The organism is Leucobacter celer subsp. astrifaciens, from assembly GCF_001273835.1.
Taxonomy (GTDB): Bacteria; Actinomycetota; Actinomycetes; order Actinomycetales; family Microbacteriaceae; genus Leucobacter; species Leucobacter celer.
Map to the genome: position 1 here is coordinate 134,554 of NZ_JHEI01000133.1, position 18,551 is coordinate 153,104.

Annotated in this window: 16 protein-coding genes; 11 read left to right on the forward strand and 5 right to left on the reverse strand. The window is 67.2% G+C overall.

Annotated elements, in window-relative coordinates:
• Positions 1 to 20: 20 nt before the first annotated feature.
• The gene (locus tag AMS65_RS03080; protein WP_053382702.1) at positions 21 to 1,442 is read left to right on the forward strand and encodes an aldehyde dehydrogenase family protein; all 1,422 of its coding nucleotides are present in this window, start codon (positions 21 to 23) and stop codon (positions 1,440 to 1,442) included.
• Positions 1,443 to 1,564: 122 nt separating this feature from the next.
• On the opposite strand, the gene AMS65_RS03085 is transcribed toward AMS65_RS03080, so the two are convergent.
• The 5 genes from AMS65_RS03085 to AMS65_RS03105 form a co-directional block, all read right to left on the reverse strand.
• Positions 1,565 to 2,608 (reverse strand): alcohol dehydrogenase catalytic domain-containing protein, encoded by a 1,044-nt coding sequence (locus tag AMS65_RS03085; protein ID WP_053382703.1) that lies wholly within the window; start codon positions 2,606 to 2,608, stop codon positions 1,565 to 1,567.
• 191 nt (positions 2,609 to 2,799) lie between these two features.
• Positions 2,800 to 3,720 (reverse strand): MurR/RpiR family transcriptional regulator, encoded by a 921-nt coding sequence (locus AMS65_RS03090; protein ID WP_053382704.1) that lies wholly within the window; start codon positions 3,718 to 3,720, stop codon positions 2,800 to 2,802.
• Between the two features lie 41 nt (positions 3,721 to 3,761).
• Complete coding sequence (locus AMS65_RS03095; protein WP_241489317.1) at positions 3,762 to 4,748, reverse strand: alcohol dehydrogenase catalytic domain-containing protein; 987 nt, start codon at positions 4,746 to 4,748, stop codon at positions 3,762 to 3,764.
• Between the two features lie 62 nt (positions 4,749 to 4,810).
• Complete coding sequence (locus AMS65_RS03100) at positions 4,811 to 5,908, reverse strand: galactitol-1-phosphate 5-dehydrogenase (protein WP_053382705.1); 1,098 nt, start codon at positions 5,906 to 5,908, stop codon at positions 4,811 to 4,813.
• A 1-nt stretch (position 5,909) separates the two neighbouring features.
• Positions 5,910 to 6,746, reverse strand: a complete 837-nt coding sequence (locus AMS65_RS03105; protein WP_053382706.1) for an SDR family NAD(P)-dependent oxidoreductase — start codon at positions 6,744 to 6,746, stop codon at positions 5,910 to 5,912.
• A 287-nt stretch (positions 6,747 to 7,033) separates the two neighbouring features.
• Between AMS65_RS03105 and glpK the strand changes: the two genes are divergently transcribed.
• The 10 genes from glpK (at position 7,034) to AMS65_RS03155 (ending at position 18,505) form a co-directional block, all read left to right on the forward strand.
• Positions 7,034 to 8,533 carry a glycerol kinase GlpK gene (glpK, locus tag AMS65_RS03110; RefSeq protein ID WP_053382707.1) on the forward strand — a complete coding sequence of 500 codons (1,500 nt, stop codon included), beginning with the start codon at positions 7,034 to 7,036 and terminating at the stop codon, positions 8,531 to 8,533.
• A 127-nt stretch (positions 8,534 to 8,660) separates the two neighbouring features.
• The gene (locus AMS65_RS03115; RefSeq protein ID WP_083451447.1) at positions 8,661 to 9,707 is read left to right on the forward strand and encodes a zinc-dependent alcohol dehydrogenase family protein; all 1,047 of its coding nucleotides are present in this window, start codon (positions 8,661 to 8,663) and stop codon (positions 9,705 to 9,707) included.
• A 68-nt stretch (positions 9,708 to 9,775) separates the two neighbouring features.
• Positions 9,776 to 10,720 carry a substrate-binding domain-containing protein gene (locus AMS65_RS03120; protein ID WP_053382709.1) on the forward strand — a complete coding sequence of 315 codons (945 nt, stop codon included), beginning with the start codon at positions 9,776 to 9,778 and terminating at the stop codon, positions 10,718 to 10,720.
• 52 nt (positions 10,721 to 10,772) lie between these two features.
• Positions 10,773 to 12,245, forward strand: a complete 1,473-nt coding sequence (locus AMS65_RS03125) for a sugar ABC transporter ATP-binding protein (protein ID WP_053382710.1) — start codon at positions 10,773 to 10,775, stop codon at positions 12,243 to 12,245.
• A 15-nt stretch (positions 12,246 to 12,260) separates the two neighbouring features.
• Positions 12,261 to 13,262 (forward strand): ABC transporter permease subunit, encoded by a 1,002-nt coding sequence (locus tag AMS65_RS03130; protein WP_083451448.1) that lies wholly within the window; start codon positions 12,261 to 12,263, stop codon positions 13,260 to 13,262.
• A 19-nt stretch (positions 13,263 to 13,281) separates the two neighbouring features.
• Positions 13,282 to 13,596, forward strand: coding sequence for a putative quinol monooxygenase (locus AMS65_RS03135; protein ID WP_053382711.1), 315 nt, complete (start codon positions 13,282 to 13,284; stop codon positions 13,594 to 13,596).
• Between the two features lie 202 nt (positions 13,597 to 13,798).
• Positions 13,799 to 15,355 (forward strand): sugar ABC transporter ATP-binding protein, encoded by a 1,557-nt coding sequence (locus AMS65_RS03140; protein WP_053382712.1) that lies wholly within the window; start codon positions 13,799 to 13,801, stop codon positions 15,353 to 15,355.
• 17 nt (positions 15,356 to 15,372) lie between these two features.
• Complete coding sequence (locus AMS65_RS03145; protein ID WP_053382713.1) at positions 15,373 to 16,359, forward strand: ABC transporter permease; 987 nt, start codon at positions 15,373 to 15,375, stop codon at positions 16,357 to 16,359.
• A 74-nt stretch (positions 16,360 to 16,433) separates the two neighbouring features.
• Positions 16,434 to 17,453: a substrate-binding domain-containing protein gene (locus tag AMS65_RS03150; RefSeq protein WP_053382714.1), complete on the forward strand. Its 1,020-nt coding sequence runs from the start codon at positions 16,434 to 16,436 to the stop codon at positions 17,451 to 17,453.
• A gap of 5 nt (positions 17,454 to 17,458) precedes the next feature.
• The gene (locus tag AMS65_RS03155) at positions 17,459 to 18,505 is read left to right on the forward strand and encodes an L-idonate 5-dehydrogenase (protein ID WP_241489318.1); all 1,047 of its coding nucleotides are present in this window, start codon (positions 17,459 to 17,461) and stop codon (positions 18,503 to 18,505) included.
• The last annotated feature ends 46 nt before the right edge of the window (positions 18,506 to 18,551 follow it).

Consider the following 18,551-nt stretch of genomic DNA (forward strand, 5'->3'; position numbering starts at 1 on the left):
ACAACAAAGGAGTCGAGGAAATGACGGGAATCGAGACTGGCGCGATGCGGGAAACCTTCGAGGTTCTCGACAAATGGACCGGCGAGGTCATCGAGCGCGTGCCGGCGGACGATGCGGAGAGCACACGGGCGGCGCTCGAGGCCGCGCAGCAGGGATTCTCCGAGTGGTCGGGACTGCCGGCCCACCGCCGGGCCGAGGTGCTCGAGCGCTTCGCGGATTCGCTCGATGAGAAGAACGAAGAGCTCGCGACCCTGCTGACCCGCGAAACCGGCAAGATCCTCTCCGACTCCCGCGGCGAGATCGCGGCTGCCGCCCGCATCTTCCGAGGGTTCGCGCGCGAATCGCTGCGCCACTTCGGCGATGCCATCCCGCTCGATCGTCAGCCCGGTCTCGAAGGCGACCTGATGATCACGAAGCACGAGCCGCTCGGCGTCGTGGCAGCGATCGTCGCCTTCAACTTCCCGGCCGAGCTCTATGCGCACAAGGTCGCTGCGGGCCTGGCCGGCGGCAACGCCGTCGTCGTGAAGCCCGCCGACAAGAACCCCCTCGTCGGAAATCGGATGACCCGGTTGCTGCACGAGGCAGGCGTGCCCGAGAATGCGCTCATCGTGCTCAACGGCAGCGGCTCGGTCATCGGCTCGGCGCTCTCGGGCAGCCCGCTGATCCGGGCGATCAGCTTCACCGGAAGCAGCCGAGTGGGCGTCATGATCGCGGAGGCCGCCGCGCGCAACATGACCCGCACCTTCATGGAGCTCAGCGCCAACGATGCTCTCCTGGTGCTCGATGACGCCGACGTGGATCACGCCGTCGAGGAATCGCTGAACGGCCGCCTGCTGGCGAACGGCCAGGTGTGCTGTGCCACGAAGCGGATCGTGCTGCACCGCGACATCGCCGATGAGTTCATCGCGCGGCTGCAGGTGCGTCTGGCCGAGGTCGGGATCACGGGAGAGAGCCCCGCGCCCGAGGTCAAGGTCGGCCCGCTGATCAGCGAGGAGGCCGCTGCCGGCGTCGAGGCTCAGGTCGCCGCGGCACTCGAGCAGGGCGCGGAGATCCTCTCCGGCGGTGAGCGCCGCGGGGCGCACTACGCCCCGACGATCCTGCGCGTCCCCGAGACCTGCGGCATCGCGAGCGACGAGGAGGTCTTCGGCCCGGTCTTCTCGGTGATCGTCGTGGAGGACGATGAGGCCGCGGTGCGCGTGTCGAACGGCTCCTCCTACGGGCTGACCGGCGCGGTGTTCTCGCGCGACATCTACCGCGCCTACCGGATCGCCGATCGCCTCGAGGCCGCGATCGTCTCGATCAACGGCTCGAACAACTACCGCCCCGACGGCAGCTCGTTCGGAGGGTACAAGCAGAGCGGGCTCGGCCGCGAGGGCTACCTGTCCTCGCTCGAGGAGTACACGCAGGTGAAGAGCATCGTGCTGCGCGGCATCCGAGGCTGACCCGCCGGCACGGGCACGAAGCAGGGCTCGGACGGAAAGCGATCGGCTTTCCGTCCGAGCCCTTGGTCTGCGGCCCGGGCGACTGCGGCAGTCGCGACCGCAGCCGGCGCGACCGCGGTCGGCTACTGCGGCTGCAGCACGAACTTGCCGACGGCGTCGTCGGCGAAGTCGGCGAACGCGCGGGGGCCCTCGCTCAGCGGTGCGATGCGCGTGATGATCTTCGACAGCTCCACATCGTGCGCGACGGCCTTCTGCGATGCCTCCATGAGCTCGGGCACGCTGAAGACGAAGAGGCCCCGGATCGTGAGTTGGCGCAGGATGATGTCGGGCACCGGGTCGAGTTCGAGGGTGCCGCCGAGGCCGACGAGCACGACCGTGCCGAAGTCGCGAGCGTAGGCGATCGCGGCGTCGCGCCCGAAGCGATTGCCGGACGTGTCGATGGTGACGTCGGCGCCACCGGGCAGCACCTCTTCGATGTCGAACGCCGAACCGAGGAAGACCTCGTCGTATCCGAGCGACTTGGCGAACGCGATGCGCTCGAGGCTCATGTCGGTCGCCACTCCGCGCAGGCCGAGCGCCTTCGCCCAGGCCAGGATCGCCAGACCCACCGGGCCTGCGCCGACGACGAGCACGGTGTCGCCGGGCTTGGCATTCGCGTGCTTCAGCGCGCAGTAGGCGGTGGATGCGCCGCAGGCCAAGAAGGAGCCGGTCGCGAAATCGATCTCGTCGGGCAGGGCCACGCAGTCCGCGGCATCGGCGATCACACGCTCCTGCATGCCGCCGTTGCGGGTGCGCGAGTAGACGCCCATGTCGACCTTGCAGTGCTGGTGGAGGCCGACGCGGCAGAAATCGCAGGATCCGCACCCCGAGTAGTGCATGACGAAGACGCGATCTCCGACGCTGGGGAAGTCCACTCCCGGGCCCACCTCGGTGACGACGCCGGCGATCTCGTGCCCGGGGCTGATGCTCGGGTCGCGGGGCTGCGCGCCCTGCTGCATCTCCTCCTGGGTCATGTGGTAGTAGTGCATGTCGCTGCCGCAGAGACCCGCTGCCTTGACCTCGATCAGCACCTCGCCCGTGGCGGGCGCGTCGACGTCGACCTCGACGATGTCGACGCGATGCCTGTCGGTGAACCGCAGCGCCTGTGCGCGCGTGGAACCGCTCACTGTCTTCCTCCTTGAATTGCGTGACGTGCATGAGCAGCCGGATTCACCGCGTGAAAATCGACCGCTCCACCCATTCTACTTCTTATAAGGTGGACAATCAGTCTATTTTATGATGAATATTTCCGATCCATGGTGCTCCCGGAGACTCCGCGAGCGCCGAGAGTCGAGCCGTCGGCTCGGGGAGGACGTTCCTACCGAGACTCCGCAGGGTCGCCCTCGGGCCGCGCCCCCGTGCGGGTCGGCCGGATCACCGAGCGATAGCCCTCCTCGAGAAAGACGGCGGTCTCGTCGTAGAACCGGGTGGCATACGAGGCGTACAGCGCATCGACGACGAGGAGCTGACCCCACTTGGAGGTGACGCTCTCGCCGTAGACGGCGCTGCTCGCGGACGAGGAAGCCGTGGGGAGCACGAGATCGCACACTCGCGCCAGGCTCGACGAGACGTTCGACGTGATGGCCACGGTAGCGGATCCATGGTGCCGGGCGATATCCGCCGATGAGACGATCGGATCCGACTCTCCCGAATCCGAGATCGCGATCAGCACGTCCCCGGCCTTCAGCGAGGCGGCCCCCATCGACTGGACGGCTTGGTCGCGGAAGAACTGGCATCGCTTTCCGGCGCGCACGAAGCGCATCACGGCGCTTTCCGCGGCGGTCGCCGAGGCCCCCATTGCGGAGAACTGGACCACGGATGCGCCGTGGATCAGGTCGATGATCTGCGCGATCGCGTCGGGGGAGACCAGCTCCGCCGTGCGGCGCAGCGACTCCATGCTGCTGTAGGCGACCTTCCCCAGAACCTGCTCGACGGGATCCGAGCGCAGCACTCCCTCGTAGACGTGCTGCGGGCCGAGGTCGTCGAGCTCGGGGCCGCGCGAGTAGATGGCCTGGGCGATGCCCAGGCGGAGCTGGTTGAACCCGTCCATGCCGAGCTCGCGGAGGAATCGGGACACCGTGGAGTCCGCGACGCCGGCCCGGGCGGCGAGTTCGCTCAGCGAACTCGCCTGCGTCTGCTCGGGCGAAGCGAGGATGACCTCGGCCACGCGCTGGAGCGCGGGGCTCAGAGAACCCGACGCGTGTGAAACGCGATGCAGGAGATTCGTCTCATTCGCCATGTCTTCCACTCTTCGAGTCTATGCGCGAGTCGCGGGCGAGCTCACGCGCCCGGCATCGTGATCATGGGTTTCATGCCCGTCCCGGATCTGGCGTGCGCCACGGCGTCGGCGATGCCGTCGAGCTCGAAGCGTTTTGAGACCAGCTCCTCGAGCAGGACGGCATCGCCGGCGAGTGTTTCGAGCGCGTCCGCGAAGTCCTGGTTGCGCGCACCCGTGGTGCCGGTCATGAGGATCTCCCGGTAGTGCAGCGCGTTGACGTCGATCTGCGGGCGAGCCGCTCCGCCGAGACCCGAGAACACGTTGAGCCGCCCGGCTCGCGCGAGCATGTCGGTGGCGCCGGCGATCACCTCGGGAGAGGAGACACAGGTGAGCACGACATCGACGCCGCGGCGGTCGGTCAGCCGCATGACTTCCTCGAGGAGATCCGCGTCGGTCACGTTGACGAGCACATCGGCCCCGAGCGCGCCCGCGATGTCGAGGCGCGACTGGCGGCGATTCGCGATGATGACCCGAGCGGCTCCGGCGCGCTTCGCGAGCAGCGCGTGCAAGCAGCCGATCGGTCCGGCGCCGATGATCAGCACGTCGTCTCCGGGGCCGATGCCGACCGCACGCTGACCGTGCAGGCAGCAGGCCGCGGGCTCCATGAGCGGTGCGATGTCGATCGGCATGGCGTCGGGCACGCGGAAGACGTTGCCGCGTTCCATCGCTCGCGCGGGGACCAGCATGTACTCCTCGAAGCCTCCGTCGAGCGTGACTCCGAACGCCTCGTAGTCGGGGCAGAGCTGATTGCGGCCCTGCGCGCACAGCTCGCACGCGCCGCAGCCGATATTCGGCGCGACGGCGAGACGGTCGCCGACTGCGAACTCCGTCACCCGCCCGCCGATCGCGGCGACTTCTCCGGAGATCTCGTGGCCGAGGACTCGGGGAGTGCGCTCCGGCAGCTTGAAATGCCCGTGCTGCAGGATGCGGAGGTCGGTGCCGCAGATGCTTGCGGCGCGTACGCGCAGCAGCAGATCCCCGTCCCCCATTTCCGGGACCGGTCGATCCTCGATCGCCAGGTGACCTGGACTGGAGAAAACCGCGGCCCGCATCATGCGTCTCCCCGCCACGATGCCGAGGATCGGAACTCCGGGGTCTCCTCCTGCGCCTCGGGCGCGATGGCGAAGATCGTCTTGTTCGACCAGCTCTGGCGCTCGGCGAGGTCGGCGAAGACGGCCGGCGCGTCGTCGAGGATCGAGACGCTGCTGACGAGGTCGCGGACGTTGACGCCGCGCCCGATCGATGCGATGACCATGTCCCAGTCGCTCTGACCGCGAGGTGCGATCTTCGCGTTCCATGTGCCGAGCAGCGTGAGCTCTCGCCGCAGGATCCGCGATACCAGTTCCTTCGGCATGGCGAAGTCGTCGGCCAGGTCTCCGAGCAGCACGACCTGGCCGCGATGCGCGGTCGCGGTGATGGCCTGGCGCAGTGTGACGGCCCGGCCGCTGGCCTCCACCGAGATGTCGGCCCCGCGACCGTCGGTGAGTTCGAGCATCAGCTCGTCGGAGCCGCGCTCTCCCGGGGCGAGGGTCTCGAACCCCATGCGCTCGGCGATCTCGCGCTTGCGTGCATCAAGGTCGGCGACGACGACGCGGACTGCGCCGAGCACCCGCAGCCACTGGGCGGCGAGCAGACCGATCGGGCCCGCGCCGATGACCAGTGCGGTCGCGTTCGCCGGAACCGTCGCACGGCGGACGGCGTGCAGGGCCACGCCCGCCGGCTCGACCATCGCGCCCTCGATGAGGGACACGTGATCGGGGAGGCGGAACAGATTCCGCGGCGGCACGCTCAGTTCCTCCTGCAGGCCTCCGTCGCGGCGCGAACCGAAGTAGTCGTACTCCTCGCCGAGCGCATACTCGCCGATCTCCGACATCGGGTCGTCGTCGCGGGGCAGGCAGGGGAAGACGGCCACGCGGTCGCCCGCGCGGTACCCGTGCTCCGGTGCGTCCTCGGCGACGATTCCCGACATCTCGTGTCCCAGCACGAGGGGGAACCCGTAACCCTTGCCCACGGCGAAGCGCAGTACATCCGAGCCGCAGACGCCGACCGCGCCGATCCGGACTCGAATCGAATCGGGAGAGGTGCTCTCCGGCTGCGGTACGTCGGCGACCTCGATCTCGCCGACGCCGCGCAGAACTGCTGCACGCACGTCAGACTCCCATCCCGTAGCGGTGGGCCTTGTGCGTCGGGTAGAGCGCGAATGTCGGGATGGTGACATCGGGCGTGCGCGTCGCGATGTAGAGCGCGGCCTCGGCGACGTTCGAGACGTCGATGCAACTCGCGGCGATGCCCTCCTCGATCTCCTTCTCGTCGAGCCAGCCGTCGGTGTAAGCCGGGAGGTCTCCGTCGTAGAGACCCTGGTCGATGATCTCGGTCATCGGGGTGCGCACGTGCGACGGGTTCAGCACGGTGACCCCGATGTTCTTCTCCACGCCCTCGAGCAGGATGTTCTTGCTGAAACCGAGCATTCCGTGCTTCGAGGCGCGGTAGGGGCTGTGTCCCGGACCGGAGGCGATTCTGGTCGATGAGGAGCCCATGTTGATGATCCGTCCGCCCGACTCCTGCTTCTCCATGAAGAGGAAGGCCTCGCGGCAGCAGAGGAAGACGCCGGTCAGGTTCGGCCCGATGGTCTTGTGCCATTCCTCGAGGGTGACCTGCGTGACGGGGGGCGAGAGCGAGTCGCGGCCGGCGCTGTTGACGAGCAGGTCGAGGCGGCCCCAGCGGTCGAAGGTCGCTGCGAAGAACGCCCGGACGGCGTCCTCGTCGACGACGTCGGCGACGGTGCCGATCACGTCTCCGCCGCGCTCCTGGATATCGGCCACAACCTCGGAGAGGCGGGCGGCGTCGGTGTCGATCATGGCGACGTGCGCGCCGTTGGCGGCGTACTCGCGAGCGACGGCTTCACCGATTCCGGATGCTGCGCCCGTGATGATAGCGACTTTGCCAGTCAGCGCGGTGCCGCCCTTGGGGAGGTAGTCGGGTTCCAAAATCTTTCTCCTTTCAAGTCGAAGGCTTCAGAGGAAGCTTTCGAAGAATTTTCTACAGCAAAGCACAAATCGATGAACTTTCGCAAGGGGCGATTCTTCCGCATGAAACCAACAGAACTGACACCGATGCCCGGGACTCGGCCGGAGTTTCGGGTGGAGAACGTTCCCCTGGAAGCAATCACATCGGCGAACTTTCTTCGATTGTGTATTGCAAATCGAAATAATATCCGTCATTGTTGATCGCGAGCCCGATGGGCATATGTGACACACGAGGGAGTGGATGCACCATGACTGGTCCTTACGTCATCGCCTTCGACGCGGGCACGAGCAGTGTTCGCGCCGTGATCGTCGATGAGCGCGGCGAGATCGCCGGGATCGCGCAGCAGGAGATCACCCAGTACTACCCGCGATCGGGGTGGGTGGAGCAGGATGCCGTCGAGATCTGGGAGCGCCAGAGGGAAGTCGCTCACCAGGTGCTCGCGGACTCCGGTATTCCCGCCTCGGCGATCGCCGCGATCGGCGTGGCCAACCAGCGCGAGACGATCGTGGTGTGGGATCGCGCGACAGGCGAGCCGATCCACCGTGCGCTCGTGTGGCAGGACGGTCGCACGGCTGCTGAATGCGCCGCGCTGCTGCAAGCCGGGCTTGGAGAACGCGTGCGGCAGCTGACCGGACTGCCGATCGACAAGTACTTCAGCGCCTCCAAGCTCCGTTGGATCCTCGACAACGTCGAGGGTGCCCGTGCGCGCGCCGAGGCGGGTGAACTCGCGGCCGGGACGATCGACACCTGGCTCGCCTGGAAGCTGACGGACGGCCGGGCGCACGTCACTGATGCCTCGAACGCTTCGCGGACGCTGCTCTTCGATATCAACGAGTGCGCATGGAGCGAGGAGCTGCTCGAGCTGTTCGCCATCCCGCGAACCGTGCTGCCAGAAGTGCGCAGCACCAGCGAGGTGTACGGCGCTACCGGTGATGAGGCCGGCTTCGACACCGAGATCCCGCTCGCGGCGCTCGTGGGCGACCAGCAAGGGGCGCTCTTCGGCCAGGCATGCTTCGACACCGGGTCCGTCAAGGCGACGTACGGCACCGGTGGCTCCGTGGTGATGAATACCGGCGACGTCCCGACGCCCTCGGAGAGCGGGCTGCTGACGACGATCGGGTGGAAGATCGGCGATCGGGTGACCTATGCGCTGGAGGGACTGTTGTTCGCCGCAGGCGCTCCTATCCGCTGGTTGCGCGACGAGCTCGGAGTGATCGGCGATGCGGCTGAGAGCGAGCGGGTGGCGGCCGCGGTGCCCGACAGCGGGGGCGTCTACTTCGTGCCGGCGTTCTCGGGGCTGTCGTCGCCGCAATGGGATCCGTATGCCCGCGCGCTGATCATCGGCATGTCGCAAGGTACCGGGCGCGCTCAGATCGTGCGCGCTGCCATTGAATCGATGAGCTATTCCTACCGCGATGTGATCGAGGTCATGGCGAAGGAGTCGGGCGGATCCCTCCCGGATCTGCGCGTCGACGGGGGCGCGGCGGTCAACTCGCTGCACCTGCAGTTCCAGGCCGATCAGCTCGGTGTGCCGGTGCGCTGTTCATCGGTGATGGAGGCGACGGCGCGCGGTGCTGCGTTCCTGGCGGGCCTCGCCGTCGGCGTCTGGCAGACGGTCGACGAGCTTCGCGGGTTCGTCGACACCGAGCGCGAGTACGAGCCGATGATGCCAGCGGAAGAGCGCGATGCTCGGTACCGCGGGTGGCTGCGCGCCGTCGAGCGATCACGCGACTGGCTCGAGCACTAGCGCTCGGTCACGAATTCGGGCGGCGGCTTGCCGCGCCGCGCTGGTTCAGGCTATATTCGCATAAAGTGGACATGTTGTCTGTTTAGTGCGAAAATCAGGAAGACATATTTTGCAAAGGAGCAAGTTGATGACTGCAACATCCGCTGAGGAAGCCATGCGGGCTGTCGTGTTCACCGGGGGAGGCGCATGGGGTCTCGAGACCATGCCCCGTCCTGTTCCCCAGCGCGGAGAGGCCCTCCTTCGCGTCCTGCGCGTCGGTGTCTGCGGCACTGATGAGCACCTGCTCCACGGCGGGTTCATCGCGAAGTTCCCTCTCGTCCCCGGTCACGAGATCGTCGCGGAGGTCATCGGATACGGCCCCGATACGGACGGGCCCGACACCGGTACTCGAGTCGTCGTCGACCCGACGATCTTCTGCGGCACCTGCTCGGCCTGCAAGCGCGGACGCCCCGGGTACTGCACGGGCTTCGGATCGCTCGGATGCGATCGCGCCGGCGGCTTTGCGGAGTACCTCGCTGCCGGGATCGAGAAGCTCTTCCCGATCGGAGACCTCGCCCCCGAGATCGCCGTGCTGACCGAACCGACCGCGTGCGCCATGCACGGCGTCGACGTGCTCGACCTCGAGCCCGCATCCGACGTGCTGGTGTTCGGCGCGGGTCCCACCGGCCTGATCCTCGCGCAGCTGCTGCGCGTCGCGGGTGCGGCACGCGTCACGGTGGCCGCGCCGACGGCCGCGAAGCTCGAGGTCGCACGCGCTCACGGCGCCGCGCACACCGTGCTCATGGACCGCTCGGATCCGGCTGCGGCGGAAGCGCAGCTGCGAGAGATCGCTCCCGAAGGGTTCGACGCGGTCGTGGAAGCCACTGGCAGCATCTCGGTGCTCGAACTCGCCGTCAGGACGACGCGCACCGGCGGCACGGTGCTCGTCTACGGTCTGGCGCAGGAAGCGGCGATCGCGGCGATCCGGCCGTACGAGATCTTCAGCCGCGAACTGACGATCCGGGGCTCGTTCGCGCAGGCGAATTGCATCGGGCGCGCGCTGTTCGCGCTGCAGTCGGGCAGCGTGCGCACCGATGGCATCGTGACGGCCGAGGTCGGCCTCGACGACTTCGGCGCCGCGCTCGGAAACCTGCACGACTCCGAGCAGATCAAATCGGTGTTCACTCCCGCATAGACCACTCACGACACACCGGGGCGAGCACTGCCGCTCGTCCTTCCACCTCAACACATTTAGGACACACCATGCGAAACAAGACTCTTGCCTCAGCGGCGCTCACGGGCGTCGTCCTCCTCGGCGCGTTCAGCCTCACCGCGTGTGCGGACGGCGGCGGGTCCGGCGACGACGGCCAGCTCACCGTCGGCGTGACCGTGGCCAACAGCACCAACCCCTTCTTCGTGGCCGAGTCGGAGACCGCCAAGGAATACGGCGCCGAGCAGGGCCTCAAGGTGCTCTCTCAGGTCGCGAATGAGGATGTGCAGACGCAGTCGAACCAGATCGACCAGTTCGTGACCTCGGGCGTCGACTTCATCGTGATCGACGCCGCCGACACCGACGGCGTCGGCCCGGCCGTGAAGCGCGCCATCGAGGCCGGTATCCCCGTGATCGGCGTGGACAACCAGTCGAAGAACGCATCGGTCAACATCACGACCGACAACACCCAGGCCGGGGAGATCTCCTGCCAGTCGCTCGCCGAGCAGCTCGACGGCACGGGCAAGATCGCGATCCTCAACGGCACCCCGGTCTCTGCAGTCGACGACCGGGTCGCCGGATGCAAGGAAGCGCTCAAGGCCTTCCCCGGCATCGAGATCGTCGCCGACCAACGAGGAGAGAACAGCCGCGACGCGGCACTGCCGCTCGCGACCGACATCCTCACGGCCAACCCGGACCTCGACGGATTCTTCGCGATCAACGACCCCTCCGCCGTGGGCGTGATGCTCGCCGCGAAGCAGAAGGGCTCGGACATCATCATCACCTCGGTCGACGGTGCTGCCTCCGCCACCGACGTGATCGCCGACAACGGCATGATCACCGCGACGTCGGCCCAGGATCCCGCAGAGCTCATGCGCCGGGCGATCGATACCGGCATGGAACTCGCGAAGGGCGGGAAGCCCGCAGAGACCCTGATCCTCGTTCCCACCACCCTCGTCGACGCGTCGAACGTCGCAGAGTACACGCCTTGGGGCTGAACCGACCATGACATCGAATGAGTCGCACCCCGTTGTCGCCTCGCTGAGGTCGGTGACCAAATCCTTCGAGGGGACGACGGTCGTGCGCGACGTCGACCTGGACTTTCGAGCCGGCGAGGTGCACATCCTCGCCGGCGAGAACGGCGCCGGGAAGTCGACGCTCACGAAACTGCTCGCGGGGATCCACCAGCCCGACAGCGGTTGGGTGGAGATCGGCGGCCGGCGAGGCCCGTACGATGTCAAATCCGCGAACGCAGCCGGGGTGACGATCGTGCATCAGGAGCTCCTGATCGCTCCGAACCTCACCGTCGCCGACAACCTGGCCATGGGGCGCGAGCATCGCACCGCACTCGGGCTGCTCGACCGGGCGGTCACCGCCGAGCGGGCGCGCGAGCAGCTCGACCTGGTCGGAGCCGAGTTCTCGGTGCACGCCCGGGCCGACGAACTCACGGTCGCGGAGCATCAGCTGATCGAGATCGCCCGTGCGCTCGCGCAGAAGCCGAAGATCCTGATCCTCGACGAGCCCACGTCGGCCCTCTCGGCCACCGAGACGGAGCGCCTGCTGCGGATCGTGAAGGAGCTGAGGGACGCCGGCACCGCGATCATCTACATCACGCATCGCATGGACGAGATCGAGCAGATCGCCGACGTGGTGACGGTGATGCGCGACGGCGAGCACATCGCCACGTTGGACCGGGCCGAGGCCACCCCCGAGACGATCGTCCTGCGCATGGTCGGTCGCAAGATCGAATCCCTGTTCGCGACCGATCGGCCCGAACCGGGGGAGACGGTGCTGAGAGTAGAAGGCCTGGAGGGCGGCAACGGCATCGGCCCGATCGATCTCGAGGTGCGTGCCGGCGAGGTCGTCGGGATCGGTGGCCTCATCGGGTCGGGGCGCAGCGAGTTCCTGCGCCTGATCTTCGGCGCGGATCGCGCGACCGGTGGAACGGTCACGGTCGACGGGGTGCCGCTGAAGAAGCACTCGCCGGGCGCGTCCATCCGCATGGGGATCGCCATGCTCCCCGAGAGTCGCAAGACCCAGGGCCTCGTACTGGAGCAGTCGATCACGTCGAACGTGGTTCTCGCGGACCTTCCCGACATGGCCACCGGCGGTATCATCCTGCCGGCGACCATGCGCAAGGTCGCGGCGAAGGCCCGGGACCGGCTCAAGATCAAGAACGCATCGCTGAACCAGAACGTCGTCGCGCTGTCGGGTGGCAACCAGCAGAAGGTGCTGTTCGCGAAGTGGCTCGAGACGAAACCGCGCGTGCTCATCCTCGACGAGCCGACGCGAGGCGTCGACGTCGGCGCGAAGGCCGATATCTACCAGATCATCAACCAGTGCGCGCAGGAGGGCGTCGCCGTGCTGGTCGTATCCTCCGAGCTCCCGGAGCTGATCGGTCTGAGCGACCGCGTGCACGTCATGCGCGACGGCAAGCTCGTCGCCGAACTGCCCGTCGAGAACCTCGGCGAAGAAACCATCATGGCGCACGCCTTCGGCCTCGCGCCCGAGACGACCCCATAACCACGGAGTTACACCATGAGTATCATCGAACACGCACCTCGGGCCGCTCAGCGGCCGGCGGAGAAGACTCCGTCGAGATTCGGCTCGCTCACCCGCAGCGGCGTACTGGGCATCCTGGTCGCACTGGTGGTGCTGATCGTGGTGATGGCGATCATCGCCCCCTATTTCGGCACCACGCGCAACCTGCTCGAGGTCGTCCGCCAGGTCTCGGCCATCGCGATCCTGGCGGCGGGCGGCACCTTCGTCATCCTGACGGCGGGCATCGACCTGTCCGTGGGCTCGGCGCTCGGCGTGACGGCGATGGCCGCGATCGTGATGGCGAACAGCGGTGCTCCGTGGATCGTCTCGATCCTCGCCGCACTGCTCGTCGGAGCCGTCATCGGTGCGATCAACGGCGTGTTCATCGCCAGGTTCGCGCTCCCGGCCTTCATCGTCACGCTCGCCGCGCTGACCTATCTCAGAGGGATCGTGTACGTCGGTACCGGTGGCACGACGCTCGTGCCGCCGTCGGTCGATTTCGCCTGGATCGGACAGGGACAGCTGTTCGGGATTCCCGTCGCGGCGATCGTGATGGTGGTCGTCTACATCATCGGCTGGTTCCTGCTCGAGCGCACGGTCTTCGGGCGCCACGTCTACACGATCGGCGGGAATGAGGAGGCAGCGCGACTGAGCGGCATACCGGTGCGTCGCGTGATCTTCACGGTGTACGTGATCGCCGGTCTCTGCGCGGGCATCGCCGGGCTGATCGTGTCCGCACGCCTCGAGAGCGCGGTTCCTGATCTCGGCACCGGCTACGAGCTCGACGCGATCGCTGCGATCGTACTCGGCGGCACCTCTCTGATGGGTGGCCGGGGTTCGCTCGTGGGCACGCTCATCGGCGCGCTGTTCATCGCGGTGCTGTCGAATGGCATGACCCTCCTGAACGTGGAGTCCTTCTACCAGCAGATCATCAAGGGCGCTGTCATCCTGCTCGCCGTGCTCATCGACACGCTGCGCCGCAAGGGCGCGAAGTCCTGACCGAAAGGAAGTATCCGACATGTCGAAACCGCTGATCGTCGTCGTGCGATTGAAACCGCGCGCGGGCGCTGAGGAAGCGCTGCTCGAGGTCTTCCGGCACTTCTCTCCAGGAGTCTTCCGCGAGCGCGGGTGCGAGAAGTTCGCCCTCCATCGCGGCGATGAGGCCTGGATGGTCGTCGAGCGCTGGGGGAGTCGCGAGATCTGGGAGGAGCATCTGGCACAGCCGGAGAACGCTGAGCTCAACGCCGCGCTCACGCCGCTGCTCGCCGAGCCCGCGGACGTCTGGGACGTGAGTCCGATCGAGATCGAGGATCCGGTGAAGTCGCTGCTCTGATCCTCGTCGGCTGGATTGCCGGTGCCCGCGAACACCGTTTCGCTCGGGCACCGGCAATTTCGTGTTTCCAAGGGCCCTCGCCGATGAGGGATGGCGATCTTCGCGAGATCGAATCGTAATTATTGTTAAATGGACATTTCGTCCGTGTTGTGATTAATTGTTCTTGTAACAGTTCGTTTGAGCCGCGAAGGGGCGGGATGCAATGGCGCAGAGTAACCATCCGGGAACGGTCGATGGCGCACCGGGATCGGACGGTCGGATCGTGTTCGAGGCTCGCGAGGTCAGCCGGAGCTACCCCGGAGTGCAGGCGCTCGACGGCGTCACGCTGAGCGGCCGAGGAGGCAGGGTGCTCGCGATCTGCGGGGCCAACGGCGCCGGCAAATCGACGCTCGCCAAGATCCTCGCGGGCATCGAGTCCCCGAGCTCCGGCAGCGTCCGTGTCGTGGACTCCGAGGTCGAGATCGACTCCCCGGCGTCGGCATTCGATGCGGGTGTGCTGCTCATGCATCAGGAGCCCGTGCTCATCTACACGTTCACCGTCGAGGAGAACGTGATGCTCAGAGGCCTATCGGGTGCCGACGGCAATCGGCCGTGGCGCACCGTGCCGAAGCCGGACCGCGCGAAGGTGCGTGAGGCGCTCGCTGCGGTGGGTATGGGCGACGTGTCGCTGACGCGACGGGCGGGCACTCTGGGTCCGGGCCAACGGCAGATGCTCGCTCTGAGTCGGGCCCTGCTCCAACCGCACCGGGTACTGCTGCTCGATGAGACCACCGCCTCGAGTACCGAGGAGCACTTCAAGGACGTGCAGGCCCTCGTCGAACGGGAGAAGGCCGCGGGGGTCGCAGTCGTGTTCGTGTCGCATCGCATGCCCGAGGTGTTCGCGCTCGCCGACGACATCGCAGTGCTCCGAGGCGGGCGGCTCATCGAAGTCGTCGACGCGAAGTCGACCGACAAGGACGAGGTGCTCTCGCTGATGATCGGCGAGGCCGTCGCGGCCCTCGAGCCGCCGAGCTACGACGCTCCGTCGGGTGCGGTTCCCCGGGTGCAGGTGTCGGGATGGAGCGCTGGATCGGCTCGTAACATCTCCTTCGATATCGGAGCGGGCGAGGTGCTCGGAGTCTACGGACTGGTCGGCAGCGGCCGAAGCTCGGTCGCGCGTTCCCTCACCGGGCACCAGGCTTCGTCCGGAGGGACGCTGCAGCTCGACGGCGAGGTGCTGGCGCCCGACACCGTAAAGCGCGCGCTTCGCGCGGGCATCGTGTACGTACCGGAGGACCGGAAGAAGGAGGGGTTCATCCCCGACTTCTCGAACGGTCAGAACCTCACACTCGCAACGCTGGGCAAGAACAGCCGAGGGGGCGTGCTGAGCCTCGCCAAGGAGCGCGCCCGCGTTCGCGATCTGATCTCGAAGTACCAGGTCAAGGGTGGAGCCGCGACATACACGCGCTCCCTCTCCGGCGGTAACCAGCAGAAGGTCTGCATCGCCAAATGGATGGAGGCGGAGCCCGACCTGGTGGTGCTCGACGAACCCACGAAGGGCATCGACGTGGGCGCCCGTATGAACATCTACGAGATCATCCGCGATCTCGCAGCGCAGGGAAAGTCAGTGCTGGTGATCACCAGCGAGGCCGAGGAGGCGCTGATGCTCTGCAACCGGGTCGCTGTGCTGCGAGACGGAGAACTGGTCGCCGAATACTCGACGGCCGATGCCACGACCGATGATTTGATCCGAGCCTCGCTCGGGGGAGAGACCGCATGAGTGCCACTGTTTCAGACATGACCCGTTCCCAGCCCACGGAGTACCGGGAACGACCCGGAGTCGCGTTTCTGGGCTGGCTCAAAGGACAGTACGCCCTGGGGATCCTCGTCGTCCTGCTCATCATCGCAGGGTTCTCGACGAGCGCCTTCTTCACTCCGCGCAACCTGACGAATGTGATCCTGCAGGTATCGGTCGTGGGCATCGTGGCGCTCGCGCAGTTCATCATCGTCCTCACGGGTGGCATCGACATCAGCGTGGGTTCCGTGGTGGGCCTCTCGGGGGTGCTCGCGGCCGGCTGGTTCGGGGGCGAGAGCGTCTTCGTCGCCATCATGGTGGCCCTGGCCGTCGGCCTGGTGATCGGTCTGATCAACGGGTATCTGGTGGCCTTCCGCGGACTCGAGGCCTTCATCGTGACGCTCGGCATGATGGCTCTGGCCAGAGGGCTCGTCTACGCGCAGACCGAGGGGGTGCCCGTGAGCCCCGGAGCCGAGAACTTCCGCGCGATCGCGACGACGGCGATCGGTCCGGTGCCGCTCCTCGGCATCATCTGGATCGCGATCGCCGTTGCGATCTGGTTCCTCGTGAGCCGTACCGTCTTCGGCCGTCGCGTCTATGCGCTCGGCAGCAGCCGCCAGGCCGCAGAGGCCTCGGGCATCCCCGTGCGCAGCACCATCCTGTGGGTCTACATGATCGCCGGCCTGCTCGTCGGATTCGCGGGCTTCCTGCTGGCCTCCCGGGTGGGGTCGGCGACTCCCACCGGCGGTCTGAACTACGAGCTCGACACGATCGCGGCCGTCGTAATCGGCGGTGCGAGCCTTGTCGGCGGTCGCGGCCGCGTCTTCGGCACCGTGGTCGGCGTGCTCATCTTCGGCGTGATCTCCAACCTGCTCGTGCTGCTGAACGTCTCGACGTTCCTCCAGGACGCCTTCCGCGGCGGCCTGATCCTCGTGGCCGTGCTGCTCACGACGGTCCACCTCCGCGCGAAGAAGCGCGCGGCGGCGTAGTCCTCCGTCTCCGAAACATCCTCCGCCGGCGCGAGCCGGCACCTCACCAAGTCGAATATCAGATTGGAAACATCATGAAGCTCTTCCGTCGAACCGCGAAGATCGCGGCCATCGCAGGATCGCTCGCTCTGGTTCTCTCCGGCTGCACCACCATCGGCGGTGCGGCTGACGCTGCCGAGAAGGACCCGGTCGAGAAGGACCTGAAGGAGGTCGTCATCGGCTTCGCCCAGCGCCAGGTCGATGCGCCGTACTTCGCCGCCATGGTGCAGATCGCCGAGGATCGGGCCGCGGCGGAGGGCTGGGAGGTGCGGGTGCAGAACGCCGACGGTGACGCCGTGACGCAGATCGACCAGGCCCAGACCCTCGTGAGCCAGGGCATCGACGTGCTCGTCGTCGACGCCATGAGCCCCGCGAGCCAGAAGGTGCAGTTCGCCGATATCGCCAATGAGGTGCCGCTCGTCTTCGTGGACACCGGCATCGACGAGGTGGGCGTGACGACGGTGCAGTCCGACAACTACGCGATCGGCAAGCTCTCGGGCGGCCTCACCGCAGAGCGCGTCGGCAGCGGCAAGAAGATCACGGTGGCCGTGCTGAACGGCGGACCTGATGACGAGGTCGTCGGGCCGCAGCGTCAGCAGGGCTTCTTGGACGGGCTCGAAGAGGGTGGCGTCTCATATGAGATCGTCGCCGAGCAGCCCGCCGTGTACTCTCAGGACCGGGCCGTGCCCGCGACCGAGAACATCCTCTCCGCGCACCCCGACGTCGATCTGATCCTCGGGCTGAACGATTCGATGGCGCTGGGAGCGCTCACGGTGCTCAAGGACCAGGGCAACACGACGACGCTCGTCGCCGCGTCGGCCGACGGTCAGAAGGAGGCCATCAAGATCATGCAGGACGAGGGCTGCGATGCACAGTACGTTTCGACCGGTCTGAACTCGCCGGAGCTCGCGGCCGACGAGGCGTTCAGCATCGCGCTGGCGATCGCGACCGGTGAGGCGCAGGCCGAGGACTTCGAGCCGGTCATCCACACCAAGGCCGTCGGTATCAACTGCGACAACGCCGCCGAGTACTACAGCCCGGACAGCCTGTTCTGAGCAGCGTGCGAGACGGAGTGGGTGAGGTCATGCGTGCGGTCGTGGTGCACGGCGCCGGGAAACTGCGAGTCGATCGAGTGGACCGGCCTGAGGTCGGAACCGACGGGGTACTGGTGAGGGTCGCCTTCGGGGGGATCTGCGGAAGCGACCTGCACTACTACCAGCACGGCCGGAACGGCATCTACGAGCTGCAAGCGCCCCTCGTGCTGGGGCACGAGATCGTGGGGCGGGTCGAGGCCGTGGGGGCCGACGTCGGCGGGGATCTGCGGGTGGGAACGCCCGTGGCGATCCACCCGGCGACGCCCACCCCTCCTCCTGGAGGTGCGGCCGGGCAGGGCCTGCACCTCGCCTACGGAGGAAGCTATCTCGGCAGTGCATCGACTCGACCGCACACGCAGGGCGGGTTCGCCGACTTCGTGCGTGTGATGCCCGATCAGCTGCGACCGCTGCCCGACGGGTTGCCGCTTCGACGCGCGGCCCTGGCCGAGCCTCTCGCGGTCGCGCTGCACGGTGTCGACCGTTATGACGGCGACTACGCTGAGAAGCGCGTCCTGGTGAGCGGGGCCGGCCCGATCGGCTGTCTCGCGATCGCGGCTCTCCGGCGCCGCGGCGCGGCCGAGATCGTGGCGACCGACATGTGGGAGCACCCCTTGCGCATTGCGCGGGAGGTCGGCGCCGACGACACTCGGCGGCTGGGGTACGATCAGCCGCTCGAGGAGGATTCGTTCGACGTGGTGATCGAGGCCTCGGGCGCTCCTGCCGCAACGGTCTCGGCGCTTCGCCTCGTGCGACGGGGCGGGACCATCGTGCAGCTCGGCATGCTTCCCGACGGGGATCTGCCGGTGCCTCTCGCATCGCTCGTGAGCCGCGAAGTGACCCTGCGCGGGTCGCAGCGATTCGACATCGAGCTCGATGAATCGGTCCGGGTGCTCGCCGAGGCGCCCGAGATCGATGCCGTCGTCTCGCACGTGTTTCCGGCGAAGGACGCCCTCGCCGCGTTCGAGACCGCAGCCGATTCCCGACAGTCCACGAAGGTGCTGCTCGAGTTCTGAGCGCGCGAGCACGTCGCGAGATGCCCGTGCCGCCGTGGCGGTGCGG

Excerpts from the sequence above, each read along its gene's own strand:
- AMS65_RS03080 (WP_053382702.1), top strand. The coding sequence starts at position 21 with ATGACGGGAATCGAGACTGGCGCGATGCGGGAAACCTTCGAGGTTCTC.
- AMS65_RS03090 (WP_053382704.1), bottom strand. The coding sequence starts at position 3,720 with ATGGCGAATGAGACGAATCTCCTGCATCGCGTTTCACACGCGTCGGGT.
- AMS65_RS03095 (WP_241489317.1), bottom strand. The coding sequence starts at position 4,748 with ATGGGGGACGGGGATCTGCTGCTGCGCGTACGCGCCGCAAGCATCTGC.
- glpK (WP_053382707.1), top strand. The coding sequence starts at position 7,034 with ATGACTGGTCCTTACGTCATCGCCTTCGACGCGGGCACGAGCAGTGTT.
- AMS65_RS03115 (WP_083451447.1), top strand. The coding sequence starts at position 8,661 with ATGACTGCAACATCCGCTGAGGAAGCCATGCGGGCTGTCGTGTTCACC.
- AMS65_RS03120 (WP_053382709.1), top strand. The coding sequence starts at position 9,776 with ATGCGAAACAAGACTCTTGCCTCAGCGGCGCTCACGGGCGTCGTCCTC.
- AMS65_RS03130 (WP_083451448.1), top strand. The coding sequence starts at position 12,261 with ATGAGTATCATCGAACACGCACCTCGGGCCGCTCAGCGGCCGGCGGAG.
- AMS65_RS03135 (WP_053382711.1), top strand. The coding sequence starts at position 13,282 with ATGTCGAAACCGCTGATCGTCGTCGTGCGATTGAAACCGCGCGCGGGC.
- AMS65_RS03140 (WP_053382712.1), top strand. The coding sequence starts at position 13,799 with ATGGCGCAGAGTAACCATCCGGGAACGGTCGATGGCGCACCGGGATCG.
- AMS65_RS03145 (WP_053382713.1), top strand. The coding sequence starts at position 15,373 with ATGACCCGTTCCCAGCCCACGGAGTACCGGGAACGACCCGGAGTCGCG.
- AMS65_RS03150 (WP_053382714.1), top strand. The coding sequence starts at position 16,434 with ATGAAGCTCTTCCGTCGAACCGCGAAGATCGCGGCCATCGCAGGATCG.